Raw genomic sequence first — 17,875 nt, 5'->3', positions numbered from 1 at the left:
TCAATTGAGAAAAACCCCGCTTCACCCTCTGACGTGGTGGATTTGGTCATTCGCCGTTGCAATCTGCGTTGCACGTGTTAATGCGCCAGCCTTTGCCATCGCTTCAGTGGGTGTCGTCGGAGTAATTGTCTATTTTTTTCGCGAAGATGCGCCTTGGGGTAAGAGCTTCACCTGGACGTTGAAATTAGCTGCATGGATTTTAGTAATCCGAACGTATATCGCTGTAGTAATTGGTGTACCAATACCTGGAACTACGATTTTCTCACTTCCTCAAATCCCCCTTCCCACTTGGATGCCGGGAGTTCGAATCGGTGGAGCAGTGACGCTGGAACGAATCTCTTCTGCGATTTCAGAGGGTCTGATCATCTGCGCAATTATCGTAATTTTTGGCGCAGCGGCCTCACTTACGAGTCCTCATCGGCTATTGCGTGTGCTTCCGGTCTATATGTATGAGTTTGGAGTCTCAGTTGTCATCGCCACCACAATATTGCCCCAGTTAGTAACTAGCTTTTCCAGAATAAGAACTGCGCAACGTTTGCGCGGGCAGAGCACCAAGGGATTTGCCTCGTATCGTCGCGTAGCGATTCCCCTTTTAGAAGAATCCCTTGCCCGCTCATTGGATTTAGCGGCAGCTATGGATTCTCGCGGATACGGAATCAGTCGTAAGCGCAGTAGGTATCGGCCTATTAGGTGGAGATCTGTTGACACGGCCATTGTTGCAACTGGCCTAATCGTTATGGGGTTATCGTGATTAAGTTTTCTAATGTTTCACTCATCTATCCAAACTCAACAAGAACAGTGATTGAAAATTTAACGCTGGAAATCTCTGAAGGAGAGTTAGTTTTAGTCATCGGAGCTACTGGTTCGGGTAAATCTTCATTACTGCGATTGATAAATGGTCTGGTCCCCCACCACACTGGAGGAATTCTTGCCGGTGACATCAGTGTCAATGGTTTCTCGACTCGCGAAGTTAAACCTGGAGGCTTGGCACATCTCATCGGAATTGTCGGACAAAACCCAATCAACGGCTTCGTGGCCGACACCGTTGAGGAGGAGTTGGCATTTTCTATGGAGGCGCTCAACCTAGCGCCTGAGACGATGCGTAAACGTGTCGAAGAGGTTTTGGATTTGCTTTCATTAGCTTCACTTCGTGCTCGGACAATTGCAACGTTAAGTGGTGGCGAGCAACAGCGTGTAGCAATTGCTAGCGCCCTCGTATTGCATCCTAAAGTCTTAGTTTTAGATGAGCCAACGAGCGCACTCGATCCAATTGCCGCCGAAGAAGTTCTCTCGATTCTTCACCGCTTAGTACATGATTTAAGCCTTACCGTCATAATCGCAGAACACAAGTTAGAGCGCGTCATTGGTTTTGCCGATCGAATTCTTCATATTAGTGGAGACGGTAACTCCGTTATCGGAACACCAGAAGAGATTATGAAAATATCCTCGATTGCACCACCCATTGTGCACTTAGCGAGAGCCCTTGGGCTTGAAGAAGTCGGGTTATCCGTCAGAGACATGCGCCGAATGACCGAGAACGTACGAGCAAATACCCCACTTAGTCCACCACATAAAAATCCTGTAAGCGCGATTCCTGTCATCGAAATTAAGAAGTTAAGTATGGTTCATGGAACGACAATTGCACTCAATGAAGTAAGTGCGACGATTTTCGACAATGAGATCGTTGCCGTGATGGGACGCAACGGTGCGGGTAAGAGTTCGCTTCTGCGATCAATCGCCGGCGTGAGTGATGGAGCAACTGGACACGTGCACGTTCACTCAATAAATTCTAAAGATCTACACAGCAAAGTTAGGAGAGCAACAATTGGATACATTCCGCAAGAGCCTAGTGATCTTTTGTATGCCCAGAGTGTCTCACAAGAGTGTGAACAGGCTGATAGAGATAATGAAATCGCACCGGGTTCAACATATACATTATTGACGCAACTTGTACCAGGAATCTCCTTACATGCACACCCGCGTGATTTATCTGAGGGACAACGCCTGGGTTTGGCTCTTAGTATTGTTCTCTCAGCAAATCCAAAAATTCTAATCCTCGATGAACCAACCCGTGGTTTAGATTACGAGGCAAAGAAATCACTTACGCGAATTCTCCTAGAGTTCGCAAAGGCTTTTAACCGCACGGTCGTACTTGCCACTCACGATGTAGAGCTAGTAGCTGAACTTGCTACGCGTGTAATTTTCATCGCCGATGGAGATATCGTTGCCGACGGCCCAACTATCGATGTTTTACTCTCATCCCCGGCCTTTGCGCCACAAGTTTCAAAAGTGATGTCACCGCAACCTTGGTTGACTGTGCGCGATGTCGTAGCGGCCTTAGAAGCTAACGCGCCATGATGTTAACTGGCGATATTGTAAAATTCTCTCGACGCAATGCCTTAGTTCTATCGATTGCATCCATAATAAGTGCGGCAGGTTTTATTTGGCCATTTTTTTACACCGGTGAGAGCCTTCCTAGAACTCAAATCTTTTTCTGGATTGCGATTTCAATCGCCGCTCTGTTGGCAATTATTGAAATATCTGGATCAGGTTTAGATTCAAAATCTATTGCCCTGCTAGGCGTTCTTTCGGCTTTGATCGCTGCCTTGCGACCGCTTGGCGCAGGTGCTCTTGGAATTGAACCGATGTGGTTTCTACTCATACTCAGCGCCAGAGTCTTTGGTCCCTCCTTTGGTTTTTTGCTGGGGCTTATCTCAGTCTTTGTATCTGCCCTCTTAACTGGTGGCTTAGGCCCTTGGTTGGGCTATCAAATCTTTGCCGCGGCCTGGATTGGTCTGCTCGCAGGTCTGCTGCCTGGAACTAAAAGCCTTCGAGGAAAAGGCGAGATAGCAATGCTTATGATGTATGGCGCTTTAGCAAGTGAGTTATTTGGAATTTTAATGGATCTACAGTTCTGGCCTTGGGCCCTTGGCTCACAAACTCAATTATCTTTCGTAGCCGGTGCACCAATTTCAGAGAATCTCTCTAATTTTTTTACATTTCACTTTCTCACGGCAATGGCCTGGGATATTCCCCGAGCGGTATTTACTGCTGGATTAATTCTCTTTGCCGGTCGCGCAGTATTAACGGCATTGCGGCGAACATATGTACGTGCAGCCTTTTTAACGCCTATTGAATTTATCGAACATGAGAAGGTACAAAAGGAAGCTTGACAACTTCTACATGTGATTCTCGCCCGCGAACATCAATAATTAATTTATCCCCAACTTTGACAGAAGATGCAAGAAGTGCGAGTGCAATTCCAGTTTTCAGAGTTGGAGAAAAAGTTCCGCTAGTAACTTCACCTAAAGCCTCTCTCGATGCACTTTTTACCTGCATATGTCCACGCGGAATTCCGCGATCTAAAGATTTAAGCGCCACGCTGCGCAACGCTGGTTTATTAGCCTTTTCAGCGCGTAAAACATCACTGCCAATAAATCCAGGTTTGTCCCAGCCAATTGCCCATGAGGCACTTGCCTGAACCGGAGTTATCTCTCGTGATAACTCGTGACCATGAAGTGGATAGCCCATCTCAGTGCGTAATGTATCGCGAGCACCTAGGCCGCACACTAAGCCACCAAAAGCTTCAACTGCACTTGCTAGGGCATCCCACACTGCAGATGCATCAGCGACTCTCGGCAAAATTTCATAGCCAAGTTCGCCGGTATAGCCAGTTCGGCAGAGAATAACCTCGGCGCCGCCAACCTTCACATGAGAAAATTCCATGTAGTCGATTTCGGTATTGACCCCAAGTGATTGCATAACGTGGGCAGCTAGTGGGCCTTGAACAGCCAAGACCGCGAAATCATTATGCAGATTCGTAACTGTAATCCCAGCCGGTGCGAGTGATTGAAGTACCGCAACGACATCGCTGGTATTTGAGGCGTTTGGTACTAAAAATAGATTATCGGGTGAGTTTCGATATGCAATTAGATCATCAATGACGCCACCCTCAGGAGTACACAGCAAAGTGTATTGAGCCGAACCATCGCCAATTCGATCTAAGTCATTAGTAAATACTGTATTAAGAAACTCTAAAGCCCCAACCCCGACAACTGAGATTTTACCTAAATGCGAAACATCAAAGAGTCCGACACGTTCGCGTACTGCAGCATGCTCGGCAAGAACACCCCCACTCGGATATTCGATGGGCATAGACCAACCGCCAAAATCTGCCATTTTGGCATTTCGCGTGAGGTGTTTCTCATGTAATGGTGAACTCTTCATAGTGCAAACCTACCAAAACATCTATTACGCTGAGACCCATGAGTACTTTAAGAATTACCGAGGGTCCGCTAAAAGACGATGTACTTGTATTGGGTTTAGCCAAGAGTGATTCAGCAGGCGGTCTTGCTATTGAATCTGGCGATGTAGCTGTCGATTCACGTGCACTCATTGCCGCGCTTACCGAAATGGGTGCAACGGGGGCTGCCGACGAGGTAATTAAATTTCCAGGTGGCACTGTGCGCATGATGGTCTTTACCGGGCTAGGAAAGAAAATGAATACCTACTCTCATGAAACGCTTCGGAGAGCGGCCGGTGCAGCGTCGCGTTCATTGGCCGGTGCTACTAATGCAACTTTCGCACTTCCATCTTCAACGCCAGAGAGTTTGAGCGCTGTAGCCGAAGGCGCGGCCCTTGGTGCATATGTATTTACCGATTTTCGAGGTTCGACAAAGGCCGAACAAAAAGCACCACTTAAAACAATTACAATCCATAGCAAACTAGCTACAGACCCTGCTGCACAATCGATTTTAGAGCGCGCGAAAATAATCGCAGATTACACGTTCTTAGTCCGTGATTTGATTAATACTCCCCCTTCTCACCTGACTCCCGATAGCTTTGCAAAGAAGATATCAGTCGAAGTGAGAAAAGCTGGTGGAGTAAAAGCTGGATTGAGAATCTCTATTTTGGATGAGACTGCGTTAAAGAGTCAAGGCTTTGGCGGAATTATTGGAGTCGGGCAAGGCTCTGCCAACCCTCCCCGCCTCATTCATATCTCGTACACACCAAAGGGAGCCGTGAAAAAGCGGTATGCATATGTTGGCAAGGGAATTACGTTCGATACCGGCGGTTTAGCGTTAAAACCTGCACTTGGTATGGAGGCGATGAAATCAGATATGAGTGGCGCCGCTGCAGTGTGTGCCGCGGTTCTGGCAATTGCAGCGCTAAAACTACCAATTGCGATCGAAACATGGGCACCGCTGGCAGAGAATATGCCAAGTGATAAAGCAACTCGCCCAAGTGACATCATTACAATTTTCGGCGGCAAAACTATTGAGGTTTTAAATCCCGATGCTGAAGGCCGTTTAGTGTTAGCCGATGCTTTAGTAAAAGCTCAGTCAAGCAAAAACAGACTCGACGGGATAGTCGATGTTGCGACTCTCACTGGAGCTCAAGTCGTTGCCCTAGGAACGCGCACAAGCGCAGTCATGACAAATAACGAAGAGTTTTCTGTGCAGTTTCTAAAAGCCAGTGCAATTAGTGGTGAAGCTTTTTGGCCAATGCCACTTCCAGTTGAACTTCGAGCTTCACTGGATTCACCCGTCGCGGATATGGCAAATATCGGTGATAAAAACGGTGGAATGTTAGTGGCTGGGCTCTTCTTAAAAGAGTTTATTAATCCAGATCTTGCATGGCTTCATTTGGATATCGCCGGACCTGCCTTCAATACTGCAAAGGCTCATGGCTACACCCCGGTTGGTGGCACTGGAATAGCACTTCGCAGCCTGATTACCCTTGCAGAGGGCGCTTAGAAAACCTCCATTGGGTAGTTTCGCGCTCAGTAAGGCAAGATAGAGCCCTGCAGATTTATCCAGGTGAAAGGTCGTTAGATTCGTGTCTGAGTTTGATCTTGTCATTATCGGCGGCGGAAGCGGCGGCTATGCCTGCGCCCTACGCAGTGCGCAATTAGGTAAAAGCGTTGTACTCATTGAGGCCGAAAAAGTTGGTGGCACGTGTTTGCATAAAGGCTGTATTCCGACAAAGGCGCTTTTACATGCCGGTGAAATTGCCGATAGCGCCCGTGAGAGCGCTCGCTTCGGAGTTAAATCCACTTTCGAAGGAATCGATATGGCTGGAGTTAACAGTTACAAAGATGGCGTTGTCTCTCGTCTGTACAAAGGTTTGCAAGGTTTAATTAAATCTCGCGCAATTACATATGTCGAAGGCCACGGAAAACTTGTCTCAAAAAACTCTGTTGAAGTTAATGGTCAGATTTACACCGGTAAAAATATCGTCCTAGCAACTGGCTCGTATGCTAAAAGCCTTCCGGGAGTTGAAATAGATGGTCACCAGGTTATTACCTCCGACCATGGAACGAAGTTAGATTATGTGCCAAAGAGTGTCATCGTGCTGGGAGGCGGTGTCATCGGTTGTGAGTTTGCATCGGTTTGGAAATCATTTGGTGCCGAAGTAACAATCATTGAAGGCCTGCCTCACTTAATTGCACTCGAAGATGAATCATCGAGCAAACAGTTGGAGCGCGCTTTTAGAAAACGTGGAATCAATTTCGAACTCGGCGTATTTTTCAAATCCATGGAAAAAAACTCCGAGGGCGTAACCGTAACTCTTGAAGATGGCAAGACTTTTACCGCCGAACTACTCATGGTCTCAGTTGGTCGCGGTCCAGTGTCGGCAAATCTCGGTTATGAGGCGGCCGGCGTTGCGATGGATCGTGGTTATGTATTAGTTGATAACAAGTGTCGTACAAATGTTCCTGGGATCTGGGCCGTTGGCGATCTAATTCCAACGTTGCAGTTAGCCCACGTTGGCTTTGCAGAAGGGATGCTCGTAGCTGAAGAGATTGCAGGGCTAAGTCCGCGTCCAATCAACTACGATGGAATACCACGCATTACATACTCAGATCCTGAAGTTGCATCTGTGGGTTTAACAACGGCAGAAGCTAAGAAGCGTGGCCACAATGTGATTGAACTGAGCTATGACTTAGCTGGAAATGGTAAGGCTCAGATACTCAATACCGCTGGTTCAATAAAATTAATTGCTGAAAAAAATGGCCCGATTCTCGGTGTGCATATGGTCGGTGCACGCGTCGGTGAGTTATTAGCTGAGGCCGAATTAATATTTAACTGGGAGGCGCGTGCAGATGACGTTGCATCTTTAATTCACCCACATCCAACGCTTTCAGAAGCTATGGGCGAAGCCCACATGGCACTTGCAGGCAAACCGCTACACGCTCACGGATAATCAAGGAGATGAAATGACATTTTCAGTAACTATGCCGGCGCTTGGCGAGAGCGTGAGCGAAGGTACGGTCACTCGTTGGCTCAAAGCCGAAGGCGATCATGTCAATGTAGATGAACCACTTCTAGAAGTTTCAACTGACAAAGTAGATACCGAAATTCCCTCACCCGTAGCAGGAGTTCTTACCAAAATTGTTGTTCAGATTGATCAAACCGTTGCGGTCGGAGCCGAGCTTGCAGTAATTTCCGATGTGTCCGAACCACGAACTCAGGTTGCTGTGTCCGAGGTTCCAGCCCAAGTTATGCAAACGGTTGACGTGGTTGAAACGCCCGCGCTCGTCGCACCAGCTGTGTCCGAGCCACTAACTCAGCTTGCTGTGTCCGAGGTTCCAGCTCAAGTTGTGACAACGGCAGGCACGGTCATCACAATGCCGGCCCTTGGTGAAAGCGTAAGTGAGGGGACTGTTACTCGTTGGTTGAAAAACGTTGGAGACGTTGTTGCAGTTGATGAGGCCTTACTTGAAGTGTCAACCGACAAAGTTGATACCGAGATTCCATCGCCGGTCGCCGGAACTTTGCTTGCCATAGATGTGCCTATCGATACGACTGTTGCAGTTGGTGCTCGATTAGCACTCATCGGTGTAACTGGCGCCGTTGCTGCGCCAGTAGTGTCCAAGCCAATGGCTGAGATTGCTGTCTCCGAGGTTCCAACTCAGGTCGCAGCCCCCGCAGCACTAGTTGCCGCTGCAATAGTTCCTGCACAAATAAACCAACCAATGGATGTCTATGTAACACCCCTTGTTCGCAAACTCGCTAATGATCTCGGAGTAAACCTAGCCGATGTTAAAGGCACAGGCGTTGGCGGAAGAATTCGCCGTGAAGATATTGAAGCCCTCTCTAAGCCGGTAGCAGTGTCAGTTCAAACTCAAAATATTTCTTCCCCCGCAGCAAAAACTTCAACACCAACGAGCGTTGCTGTCTCCCCTCTTCGTGGGACGACTGTAACAATGACACGGTTGCGCAAAGTTATCGCGGCTCGAATGCTTGAATCACTTCATGTGAGCGCACAACTCACAACGGTTGTTGAAGTTGATGTAACTAAAATTGCTCGTTTACGCGATCGCTCTAAGGTAAATTTTGAAGCGCGCGAAGGAGTCAAACTCTCTTTCCTTCCTTTTTTTGCAGTTGCTATCTGTGAGGCTTTGAAGCAACATCCAGTACTGAACTCATCTGTCGAAGGTGACCAAATTACCTACCACGGCGCCGAGCACCTCGGCGTGGCAGTGGATACTGAGAGAGGTTTGCTAGTCCCCGTAATTGCTAATGCCGGCGATTTAAATATGGGTGGAATTGCACGAAAAATTGCCGACCTTGCTGCACGCACTCGCGAAAATAAAGTCACTCCAGATGAACTCGGCGGTGGAACTTTCACTTTGACTAATACCGGAAGTCGCGGCGCACTTTTCGATACTCCGATTATCAATCAGCCTCAAGTTGCAATCTTGGGAATTGGCGCAGTTGTAAAACGTCCAATGGTTGTTCGTGGTGAAGATGGCGGGGAGTCCATCGCAATTCGATCCATGGTCTATCTCGCTCTTTCATACGATCATCGTGTTGTAGATGGTGCAGATGCTGCGCGCTTCTTGGTCACTCTTAAAGAGCGACTTGAAGGTGGAGCTTTTGAATCAGATTTAGGTCTGTAAAAAAGATATGAGAGTTCCTGAACGTATAGCAATTACTGGCTCATCCGGGCTAATTGGTACCTCCCTCGTTGGTCACCTAAAGTCCGAGGGTCACACAGTTCAGCGTCTAGTACGTCGAGCGCCAGTCGCAGTCGATGAAGTGACTTGGGATCCAAATACTGGATATGTAGATTTGAGCGCGCTCGAAGGCGTCGATGCAATTATCCACTTAGCTGGCGCACCTGTTGCCGATAAACGCTGGAGTAAAAAATACAAAGCGGAAATTCTTAACTCTCGGTTAATGGGTACTACTACAATTGCAAAAGCGGTGGCCGAAGTTAAGCCAGATGTATTTATATCTGCCAGTGCCATCGGCTGGTATGGCGAGAGCGGCAATCGAGCAGTGGTTGAATCTGATCGAGTGGGTGATGATTTCCTTGCAGCCACATGCCATGAATGGGAGGCCGCGGCCGATATAGCATCCGGGGTCCGAACAGTAAAATTACGTACAGGGTTAGTTTTAGATCCGACTGGAGGCGCCCTTGGAAAGATGCTTCCACTCTTTCGCTTAGGTTTTGGCGGAAAACTTGGCAGCGGTAAGCAATGGTGGTCATGGATTACTCTCCACGATCTTGTTCGTGCCATTGATTTCGCACTTGTAGAAGATATTTCTGGTCCTGTAAATTTAACTTCACCTAACCCTGTAACCAACTTAGAATTCACTTCTGCGCTAGCTCGCGCTCTACACCGTCCCGCTCTTTTTCCAGCTCCGGCATTTGCACTTAAAATCGCTCTCGGCGGTTTTTCGATTGAAGTTTTAGGTTCGAAGCGCGTAATACCACAGGCTTTGCAAGATGCCGGCTTTACATGGGATTACCCCCACATAACCGAGGCGCTGAAAGCCCTAGTTGAAAGCTAATTTAATCCTGAACTGAACCCTCACGTGCTTGATCAATTAACTGCGCCACTAATAAAACATCATCATTAGCAATTGGCCAAGGAGCTTTACCTGTAATTGCATCGGCAACAGCGATATAAAACAAAGCATAGTTTCCATTTTCACTGGCGATTTCTTCTACCTCAGTGCCGCGGTGAATGAAAGCTCTAGAGGAAGTTGGTTCTGCCCACGTGCCACCCGCTGGATATTTTCCGCTTCTCAATAAATCCTCTTGCGGATCTAAATCATGTATTACAAGTGCGCCTTGAGTACCAAGCATTCGAACACAAGGACCCGGTGCGCCAACGACTGCACTTGCCGATAGATACGACATTAATCCTCCAGCGTGGCGCAAAACCACAACAGAGTCATCATCGGCCCCACCTCGCAAAGATCGAACCGAAGACATAACAAGTTCGGCAGAACCAAACCAATCTATAGCCGTTGATATTAAATGGGACTGTAAATCCAATAACTGACCTCCACCCTCGGCAGCGCTCATGTTTTCTCGCCATGACTGCGCATTTAGGTGTGGTCGAAAGCGCTCAAAACGTGACTCCAGTCTATGGATCTGCCCTAACACTCCACTGGCTAAGACACGTTTAATAGTTAATGCGTTGCTATCCCATCTTCGATTAAAGAATGTCGAAACTGGAGTTCCAGCCTTTAGACCGGCATCGATTATTGCCTTAGTTTCAGCATAGGTTCGGCCCATAGGTTTATCTATAACCACCGGGATACCTGCATCAATTGCACTCAACGCATCATGTGCGTGTGCGATATTTGCTGAAGCGATTACTACGAGATCTAACCGCTCCTTCACAAGCTCTTCACTCGTGGCGACTACTTTTACACCTGGAAAGTCCTTGTGCGCATGGCTCTGTCGAATTTCATTTGTGGTCACAATCGCGGCTACTTCGAAACCACACCCTTTAAGTAACGGAGCATGAAAGTAGCGCCCGGCTAATCCATAGCCGACAATTCCTACACGCAGGTCCATTTACTTGTACTGCAACTTTGATGGCCACCAGATTTTCCCGCCGATGTCATAAGCCAATGCTGGAACTAAAATCGTTCGAACTATGAGAGTGTCAAGTAAAACACCGAAGGCTACTGCAAAGCCCAATTCAGCTAAAAAGACCAAAGGTAGAACACCAAGAACTCCGAAAGTTGCAGCTAAAACAATTCCGGCAGAAGTAATCACACCACCAGTGACAGTTAACCCCTTTATCACGCCGGCTCGAGTACCGATTTTTGTACTCTCTTCTCGAACTCTAGTCATGAGGAAAATGTTGTAGTCAATGCCAAGAGCAACTAGGAAAATAAATGCGAATAGAGGAAAAGATGTATCTGCCCCTTTGAAGTTGAATATATGTTCAAAGACCAATTGACAAGCCCCCAATGTTGCAAAGTATGAGAGCACCACCGTTGACAGTAAGAGAAGCGCCGAAATAATACTTCGAAGAAGTAAACCAAGTATAAGTGTGATTAAAACTAGAACGATTGGAATAATCGTTCTATTGTCGTGATCGGCCGCGACATCTGTGTCAAATGCAACGGCAGTTGAGCCACCGACTAATATATTTGGATCAATAGCGTGCACGGTTTCTCTGATTACTGGTATGACATCCCGTGCTTCAATTGAATCAGGGTTAAGCGATAGTGTTGCATTTAAAACAACTTGGCCATTGAGAGTTTTTACATCTGAGAGTGGCTGTCCAGGAATAACTGGAGTCACACGCAGTGGTTCAACTGATGCGACTCCTTCGACTCTCATGAGTGCTTCACTCACTGAGTTAGCCAAAGCTTCATTAACAATAACCTCTGTTGGTTGTCCTGCTCCACCAGGAAAGTGTTGACCTAAAAGCTCTAAACCAACGACTGATTCCTGTTTTTTAGTGAAAGAGTCGGCCGTCGACAGACCTTTAGCGTTTAACGTCGTAGAAAAACCGGCGAGAATTACTAGAATTACTGAGGTTACAATCCACAATTTACGGGGACGCTTTCGAACACCTGCACCGATTTTTGCCCAAGTTCCTTCGAGTTGAGAGTTAACATCATCAAAGCGCGGAATTCGTGGCCAGAAAATCCATCTTCCAAATGCCACTAAAAGTGCCGGGAGTAAAGTTAAAATCGTAATCATTGAAGCGGCGATACCTATCGCTCCCACTGGACCAAGTCCTCGATTACTGGAGAGATCACTAAGGAGTAAAACTAATAAACTAACGATGACGGTTAAACCCGAAGCAAGAATTGGTTCAAAGATGCCCTTGTAAGCTGCCTTCATCGCATCAAATCGTGAGGCATAGTGATGTAGCTCTTCGCGATAACGTGAAATTAAAAGTAGCGCATAGTCCGTTGCTGCGCCTAAGACTAAGACCGAGAGAATTCCCTGGGACTGACCGCTTAAATCAATCGCATTATTTTTAGCTAATAAATAAACAATTCCACCAGCCGTAGATAGGGCTATCACTGATGAGAAAAGCGGCAAAATCCATAAAACAGGGGATCGATAAACGATTATTAATATAAACGCAACAACTATAAGCGTAGTAAATAAAAGAGATGAGTCGATACCGCTAAAGGCTCCAAAGAGATCTCCCAGTAGCGCACCTATACCGGTTACGTTTGCGGTCAACCCATTGGCTTTAGCGTAAGCGGCCGAATCCTCTCGAAGAGTTTTTATGATCTCCGGCAGCACGGGTTTATCATTCGGCAATAAATCTTGAGCCGAATCAAAGGTAAGTGGCAGACTTACAAGAATCGCCTTTTTGTCTTGCGATGCAAAGGCAAAGATTGGTTGACCAGGAATTAAATACTTTGAAATAGCAATATCTGATCCAATAATTGGTTTTGAAGCAAGCCCAGCCAAGTGCAGGTTAAGCTCTGCCACTTTGGACTCGTCAACTTCGCCTAAATAGAGAATGAGTGTTGGAATCGTCTGAGTCTGATCGGCAGAAAATTGGGTAATAATCTTTGATGCCTGAGTTGATTCAGCGCTTTGGGGCAAAAAGGAGGAGTTATCATTTTCTTGAACTGTCGATAGCGCGCCGAAAAGTGGGCCAAAAACTCCACTTGCTCCCAACCAGAGGAAAATCACGATGAGTGACGTGATGAATGGGCGTCGGCTCTTTTTTCTCACAACTGGACCCACGATTTGTTCTCTTTCTAATTGGTAAGTACCCAATCCTACCTTTAGGCTAGGGATGTGCCTGTAGTAACTACCCCCCACGATTCTGTAATTGCCCTGGCCCGCCATGGTCTCATCGATTACGAAAAAGCTTGGGAAATTCAGCGAACAATTCACGGCGAAGTTGTTGAAAATAAACGGCCGAACACGCTTCTACTTTTGCAACACCCCTCGGTTTACACCGCAGGGCGTCGAAGTGATGCGTCGGAGCGACCACACGACGGAACTCCAGTTATCAATGTCGATAGAGGCGGAAGAATCACATGGCACGGACCTGGTCAATTAGTTGGCTATCCAATTGTCCGATTAGCTAGACCCACCGAAATCGTTGGCTTTGTTCGTGAAATCGAGGCTGGACTCATTCAAGTCTGTGCTGAGTTTGGAATAAACGCGCAATGTTTTGCTGGGCGCTCGGGAGTCTGGATTCGCGATGAAAATGGTGATCGTAAAATCGCCGCGATCGGAGTACGTGTAGCCAAGGCCGTTACTATGCATGGCTTTGCTTTAAATGTCTGCCCTGATTTAACTGCATTTGATCAGATTATTCCGTGTGGAATTGCCGATGCCGCCGTAACTTCAATGGAAAAAGAGTTGGGTCGCGAGATTACGATTGAAGAAGTTGAACCAGTTGTTGAGCGCTACATCTTTGAATCTTTGAAGCGAGTGAGCATATGAGCATCGCCCCTGAGGGTCGCAAAATGATTCGAATTGAGGCCCGCAATGCGCAAACTCCAATCGAACGCAAACCCGATTGGATAAAGACTCGAGCAAATATGGGTCCTGAATACACCAGGCTTCGATCATTGGTAAAAAGTGAAGGTTTACATACAGTCTGCCAAGAGGCAGCGTGTCCAAACATCTTTGAGTGCTGGGAAGATAAGGAGGCGACATTTTTAATCGGTGGAGATAAGTGCACTCGACGTTGCGACTTTTGCAATATCGATACTGGAAAACCCGATCCACTCGATCGAGAGGAGCCACGTAAAGTCGCCGAGTCTGTAAAGGCAATGGGGCTTGCTTACGCAACAATCACTGGTGTTACTCGAGATGATCTGCCCGATGAAGGCGCCTGGTTATACGCCGAAACTATAAGACAGGTGCATGAATTGAACCCTGGCTGCGGAGTTGAAATGTTAGCCCCTGATTTTCATGCCAAAAGCGAGCTTCTTAACGAAATATTTGAAACTCAGCCAGAAGTTTTCGCCCACAATCTAGAAACTGTACCAAGAATCTTTAAAGAGATTCGACCAGCGTTTACTTACGAAAAATCCTTACGTGTGATAACCATGGCCCGCGAATTTGGTCTCATTACCAAATCGAATTTAATTCTAGGATTGGGTGAAACACGTGAAGAGATTTCACAAGCCCTTATAGATCTACGTAGTGCTGGCTGTGATTTAATTACGATTACCCAATATTTACGCCCTACTAATCGCCATCATCCAGTTGTACGTTGGGTCAAGCCCGAAGAGTTTGTTGAGCTATCAAGCGAGGCAACTGAGGCAGGATTCCTCGGCGTAATGAGTGGACCACTCGTACGCTCAAGTTATCGTGCTGGACGTTTATATCGACAGGCAATGGCGGCTAAAGCAACTCATGGCTGATCTCGTATATCCCCCAGTTATCGTTGCAATCAAATCACTCTGGAAATATTTAGATCTTAAATTTGACTTTCAAGGTGTTGAAAATATTCCACGAAAAGATGGCGCGATTTTAGCGATTAATCACGTGAGTTATTTAGATTTCGCAATTACCGGTACGGCGGCATTGCCTTCAGGTAGATATGTTCGCTTCATGGCAAAAAAAGAGGTCTTCAATAACAAGCTCGCAGGTCCACTAATGCGCGGGATGCACCACATAAATGTAGATCGCGAAAATGGCGCAGCATCTTTTGTTGCAGCTCTGCGTGCCTTAAGATCCGGCGAAATAATAGGAATTTTTCCTGAAGGAACGGTATCCACGAGTTTTGAGATTAAAGGTTTAAAATCTGGCGCAGTTCGTCTTGCAATGGGCGCAGGTGTTCCAGTTATTCCAACGATTATTTGGGGCAGTCAGAGAGTTTGGACTAAGGGAGTAAAGCGAAATCTGCGTCGCAAACATATTCCAGTCACCGTAATCTTTGGAGAACCGATTTTCTATAAGAAAGGTGAAGACCTCGAAGTTGCTGAAGCGCATCTTCGCCAAACACTTCTTGGAATGCTCCACCAAGTTCAAGAGAATTACCCTGATAGCCATGTGGGTCAGCGCTGGGCACCTACCCGCCTTGGTGGAACGGCCCCTGCCCCACTAAACTAGGCACATGTTTAAGAGAAAAGCAAAAGAAAAAAAGATCAAGACGCCACGTTTCCAAACTTTCCGCGATGCTTATAGCGTTACGAAAGTTGTGAAGCCATGGATTCCATATGCTCTCATTGGAATTTTTCTCGTCACATGGATCATTGGAATCGGGATTGGATTTGGTCTAGGCCACCCAATTTACTTTGGATTTATTTTCTTGCCGCTTGCTTTTCTTATGTCTCTCTTGTTCTTTACTCGCCAAGCCGGCACTGCCGCTTACTCATCAATTGAAGGCCAGATGGGCGCTGGAGCTAGTGTCTTGATGGCGATCCGTAAAGGATGGACTACTACCCCGGCAGTTGCCGTCGCACGTAACCAAGATATGGTTCACCGAAGTGTTGGTCGTGCAGGAATCGTTTTAACTGGAGAAGGCTCGCATGGAGTTAACCAGATGCTCATCGAAGAGCGAAAAAAGACCGAGCGCTTTGCACCAGGTGTTCCAATCGAACTCGTCGTCATTGGCGATGAAAAGGGACAAGTACCCTTGCGCAAACTTCAAAAGAAGCTGCAAAAAATGCCTAAAAAATTAACTGCCCATCAGATGCGTGAAGTACGTGCGCGCTTGAAGGCCGTAGGTGGTCTATCCATGCCAATCCCAAAGGGTCCAATGCCGACTCGCGCACCAAAGATGCGCTAAACCCTAGCCAAAACAGTTCCGCTAATTCGTTCGTGGATTCCACGACCGTTTTCGTCATATGTCACAGCAGTTACGACCAAAACTAAGAATAGTGTGCGAACCAGAGCCTGCATCGGTGAAACCGACGCCCCATCTGAAAATCGCACAACGCGCATGCCAAAGATTTTCTGACCAAGTGAAGCTCCAGTAAGTGAGGTAAGAACCCACACCTCCATGAAAAAGAGCGCCAAAATAATCGGAGATTGACGTGGCCCCATATGACCGATCCCCCCTGAAAGCGCAGCGACGATGGCATAGCAAGCGAGCCAATCCAGAGTAATTGCGACAAGGCGTCGACCCAAGCTCACATCCCTAGCTTTTGAATCCATGCTCCTAGCCTAGAGGTCAATTTCGTAACATGGCTGTAACAGGGCGGTTATGCCCTTTTGACGCAAAAGACTTATTCTTGCCACAGCGCAGAGATGCTCAATGCCGAGAGATCTGCAACTGATACGGCGGTTTTTCGTGTCACATGTGAATTGGGAGAAGCATGTTTAAGAACTCAGAAGAGATTTTTGCATATATTAAGAAGGAAGATATCAAGTTAGTTGATGTTCGTTTTACAGATCTTCCTGGAATCCAGCATCACTTTAATGTTCCAGTTGAATCATTCGATCAAGCTGTTTTCACTGATGGTTTAATGTTTGATGGTTCATCAATTCGCGGTTTCCAATCGATCCACGAATCAGATATGAAACTCTTGCCCGTTCCAGAGTCGGCTTACCTTGATCCCTATCGCAAAGAGAAAACATTAATTATTCTCTTCTCTGTTCATAATCCAAGTGATAACTCTCTTTATAGCCGCGATCCACGCGGCGTGGTCGCCAAGGCCGTTGACTTCATGCGCGATCAAGGCATCGCTGATACTGCATTCTTTGCACCAGAGGCAGAGTTCTATGTATTTGATCGTGTTCGCTTTAAAACCGATATCAACACTGCCTACCATGAGATTGATTCCTATGAAGGTGCATGGAATACCGGAATAAAAGAGGATGCAGACGGCACTCCTAATCGCGGATATCGCACACGTGTTAAAGGCGGATATTTCCCAGTATCTCCAACGGATCAATTCGCAGATCTTCGCGATGAGATGGTTATGCAGCTCGGCAAAGTTGGTTTACTAGTTGAGCGCTCTCACCATGAAGTTGGAACTGCAGGTCAGATGGAGATCAACTATCGCTTCACCGATATTTTGCATGCCGGCGATGACATTATGAAATTCAAATACGTCGTGCGCAATACAGCGTGGCAGGGCGGAAAAACTGCAACCTTCATGCCTAAACCACTCTTCGGAGACAATGGCTCAGGTATGCACGTTCACCAATCACTCTGGAAAGAAGGCGTTCCGCTGTTCTTTGGAGATGGCTACGGTGACTTATCCGAGATGGCTCGTCACTACATCGGCGGTCTGCTCAAACATGCACCATCACTTCTTGCCTTCACTAATCCAACGGTTAACTCATATCGCCGCTTAGTTCCAGGCTATGAAGCACCAGTTAATCTTGTTTACTCAGCCCGTAACCGCTCGGCCTGTATCCGCATTCCAATTACAGGATCTAACCCAAAGGCCAAGCGCATTGAATTCCGTTGCCCAGATCCATCATCGAATCCTTATTTAGCATTTGCTGCAATGCTCATGGCCGGTCTTGATGGAATCATTAACAAAATAGAACCACCTGCCCCAGTTGATAAAGATCTCTACGAGTTAACTGGCGAAGAGGCTGCGGCAATTCCACAGGTACCAGGTTCACTCGATGAAGTGCTCAATAATTTAGAGCGCGACCACGAGTTCTTGCTCAAAGGTGGAGTATTTACTAAGGATCTCATCGATACATGGATTGATTTCAAGCG

16 protein-coding genes are annotated in these 17,875 nt (G+C 47.0%); 12 read left to right on the top strand and 4 right to left on the bottom strand.

Annotation, left to right across the window (positions count from 1 at the left end; genetic code table 11):
- The first annotated feature begins 4 nt into the window (after positions 1-4).
- The 3 genes from Q8K48_00085 to Q8K48_00075 are packed head-to-tail and all read left to right on the top strand — an operon-like array spanning position 5 to position 3,173.
- The gene (locus tag Q8K48_00085) at positions 5-751 is read left to right on the top strand and encodes an energy-coupling factor transporter transmembrane component T (protein MDP1850800.1); all 747 of its coding nucleotides are present in this window, start codon (positions 5-7) and stop codon (positions 749-751) included.
- Entirely contained in the window at positions 748-2,358 is a 1,611-nt protein-coding gene (locus tag Q8K48_00080; GenBank protein ID MDP1850799.1) for an ATP-binding cassette domain-containing protein, read from the top strand. The genes Q8K48_00085 and Q8K48_00080 overlap by 4 nt, the downstream gene beginning before the upstream one ends.
- Positions 2,355-3,173 carry an ECF transporter S component gene (locus Q8K48_00075; protein MDP1850798.1) on the top strand — a complete coding sequence of 273 codons (819 nt, stop codon included), beginning with the start codon at positions 2,355-2,357 and terminating at the stop codon, positions 3,171-3,173. The genes Q8K48_00080 and Q8K48_00075 overlap by 4 nt, the downstream gene beginning before the upstream one ends.
- Here the strand turns inward: Q8K48_00075 and gcvT are convergent.
- A complete protein-coding gene (gcvT, locus tag Q8K48_00070) occupies positions 3,139-4,227 on the bottom strand; it encodes a glycine cleavage system aminomethyltransferase GcvT (protein ID MDP1850797.1) in 1,089 nt (362 codons plus the stop codon). The two genes, Q8K48_00075 and gcvT, sit on opposite strands and share 35 nt — an antisense overlap.
- Positions 4,228-4,265: 38 nt before the next feature.
- On the opposite strand from gcvT, the gene Q8K48_00065 reads away from it, so the two are divergent.
- The 4 genes from Q8K48_00065 (at position 4,266) to Q8K48_00050 (ending at position 9,803) form a co-directional block, all read left to right on the top strand.
- Positions 4,266-5,756: a leucyl aminopeptidase gene (locus tag Q8K48_00065; protein ID MDP1850796.1), complete on the top strand. Its 1,491-nt coding sequence runs from the start codon at positions 4,266-4,268 to the stop codon at positions 5,754-5,756.
- 82 nt (positions 5,757-5,838) lie between these two features.
- Positions 5,839-7,206: a dihydrolipoyl dehydrogenase gene (gene lpdA, locus Q8K48_00060; GenBank protein ID MDP1850795.1), complete on the top strand. Its 1,368-nt coding sequence runs from the start codon at positions 5,839-5,841 to the stop codon at positions 7,204-7,206.
- Positions 7,207-7,219: 13 nt separating this feature from the next.
- The gene (gene sucB, locus Q8K48_00055) at positions 7,220-8,905 is read left to right on the top strand and encodes a 2-oxoglutarate dehydrogenase, E2 component, dihydrolipoamide succinyltransferase (GenBank protein MDP1850794.1); all 1,686 of its coding nucleotides are present in this window, start codon (positions 7,220-7,222) and stop codon (positions 8,903-8,905) included.
- Positions 8,906-8,912: 7 nt separating this feature from the next.
- Positions 8,913-9,803 carry a TIGR01777 family oxidoreductase gene (locus Q8K48_00050; protein MDP1850793.1) on the top strand — a complete coding sequence of 297 codons (891 nt, stop codon included), beginning with the start codon at positions 8,913-8,915 and terminating at the stop codon, positions 9,801-9,803.
- A gap of 1 nt (position 9,804) precedes the next feature.
- Here the strand turns inward: Q8K48_00050 and Q8K48_00045 are convergent, their stop codons facing one another.
- Both Q8K48_00045 and Q8K48_00040 read right to left on the bottom strand, forming a co-directional pair.
- A complete protein-coding gene (locus tag Q8K48_00045; GenBank protein MDP1850792.1) occupies positions 9,805-10,821 on the bottom strand; it encodes a Gfo/Idh/MocA family oxidoreductase in 1,017 nt (338 codons plus the stop codon).
- On the bottom strand, positions 10,822-12,963 hold the full coding sequence (locus tag Q8K48_00040) for an MMPL family transporter (protein ID MDP1850791.1): 2,142 nt from the start codon (positions 12,961-12,963) through the stop codon (positions 10,822-10,824).
- A 66-nt stretch (positions 12,964-13,029) separates the two neighbouring features.
- Here Q8K48_00040 and lipB point away from each other — a divergent pair, with 66 nt between their 5' ends.
- From lipB to Q8K48_00020, 4 genes are read left to right on the top strand one after another with little or no spacing between them, the layout of a single operon-like run.
- Positions 13,030-13,686, top strand: a complete 657-nt coding sequence (gene lipB / locus Q8K48_00035) for a lipoyl(octanoyl) transferase LipB (protein ID MDP1850790.1) — start codon at positions 13,030-13,032, stop codon at positions 13,684-13,686.
- A gap of 23 nt (positions 13,687-13,709) precedes the next feature.
- Complete coding sequence (gene lipA / locus Q8K48_00030) at positions 13,710-14,615, top strand: lipoyl synthase (protein ID MDP1850789.1); 906 nt, start codon at positions 13,710-13,712, stop codon at positions 14,613-14,615.
- Positions 14,608-15,306: a lysophospholipid acyltransferase family protein gene (locus tag Q8K48_00025; GenBank protein ID MDP1850788.1), complete on the top strand. Its 699-nt coding sequence runs from the start codon at positions 14,608-14,610 to the stop codon at positions 15,304-15,306. Before lipA ends, Q8K48_00025 begins: the two co-directional genes overlap by 8 nt.
- 4 nt (positions 15,307-15,310) lie before the next feature.
- Complete coding sequence (locus tag Q8K48_00020) at positions 15,311-15,985, top strand: DUF4191 domain-containing protein (GenBank protein ID MDP1850787.1); 675 nt, start codon at positions 15,311-15,313, stop codon at positions 15,983-15,985.
- Here Q8K48_00020 and Q8K48_00015 read toward each other — a convergent pair.
- The gene (locus tag Q8K48_00015) at positions 15,982-16,353 is read right to left on the bottom strand and encodes an RDD family protein (protein ID MDP1850786.1); all 372 of its coding nucleotides are present in this window, start codon (positions 16,351-16,353) and stop codon (positions 15,982-15,984) included. The genes Q8K48_00020 and Q8K48_00015 overlap by 4 nt on opposite strands.
- 161 nt (positions 16,354-16,514) lie before the next feature.
- On the opposite strand from Q8K48_00015, the gene glnA reads away from it, so the two are divergent.
- The coding region (gene glnA / locus Q8K48_00010) for a type I glutamate--ammonia ligase (protein ID MDP1850785.1) at positions 16,515-17,875 on the top strand (1,361 nt) is incomplete at its 3' end.

Source organism: Candidatus Planktophila sp. (genome assembly GCA_030681675.1).
Taxonomy (GTDB): Bacteria; Actinomycetota; Actinomycetes; order Nanopelagicales; family Nanopelagicaceae; genus Planktophila.
The sequence above is the reverse complement of the archived record's forward strand: the minus strand, read 5'-3'. Positions and strand labels throughout refer to the sequence as shown.

Excerpts from the sequence above, each read along its gene's own strand:
- Q8K48_00075 (MDP1850798.1), top strand. The coding sequence starts at position 2,355 with ATGATGTTAACTGGCGATATTGTAAAATTCTCTCGACGCAATGCCTTA.
- gcvT (MDP1850797.1), bottom strand. The coding sequence starts at position 4,227 with ATGAAGAGTTCACCATTACATGAGAAACACCTCACGCGAAATGCCAAA.
- Q8K48_00065 (MDP1850796.1), top strand. The coding sequence starts at position 4,266 with ATGAGTACTTTAAGAATTACCGAGGGTCCGCTAAAAGACGATGTACTT.
- sucB (MDP1850794.1), top strand. The coding sequence starts at position 7,220 with ATGACATTTTCAGTAACTATGCCGGCGCTTGGCGAGAGCGTGAGCGAA.
- Q8K48_00050 (MDP1850793.1), top strand. The coding sequence starts at position 8,913 with ATGAGAGTTCCTGAACGTATAGCAATTACTGGCTCATCCGGGCTAATT.
- Q8K48_00045 (MDP1850792.1), bottom strand. The coding sequence starts at position 10,821 with ATGGACCTGCGTGTAGGAATTGTCGGCTATGGATTAGCCGGGCGCTAC.
- lipA (MDP1850789.1), top strand. The coding sequence starts at position 13,710 with ATGATTCGAATTGAGGCCCGCAATGCGCAAACTCCAATCGAACGCAAA.
- Q8K48_00025 (MDP1850788.1), top strand. The coding sequence starts at position 14,608 with ATGGCTGATCTCGTATATCCCCCAGTTATCGTTGCAATCAAATCACTC.
- Q8K48_00020 (MDP1850787.1), top strand. The coding sequence starts at position 15,311 with ATGTTTAAGAGAAAAGCAAAAGAAAAAAAGATCAAGACGCCACGTTTC.
- Q8K48_00015 (MDP1850786.1), bottom strand. The coding sequence starts at position 16,353 with ATGGATTCAAAAGCTAGGGATGTGAGCTTGGGTCGACGCCTTGTCGCA.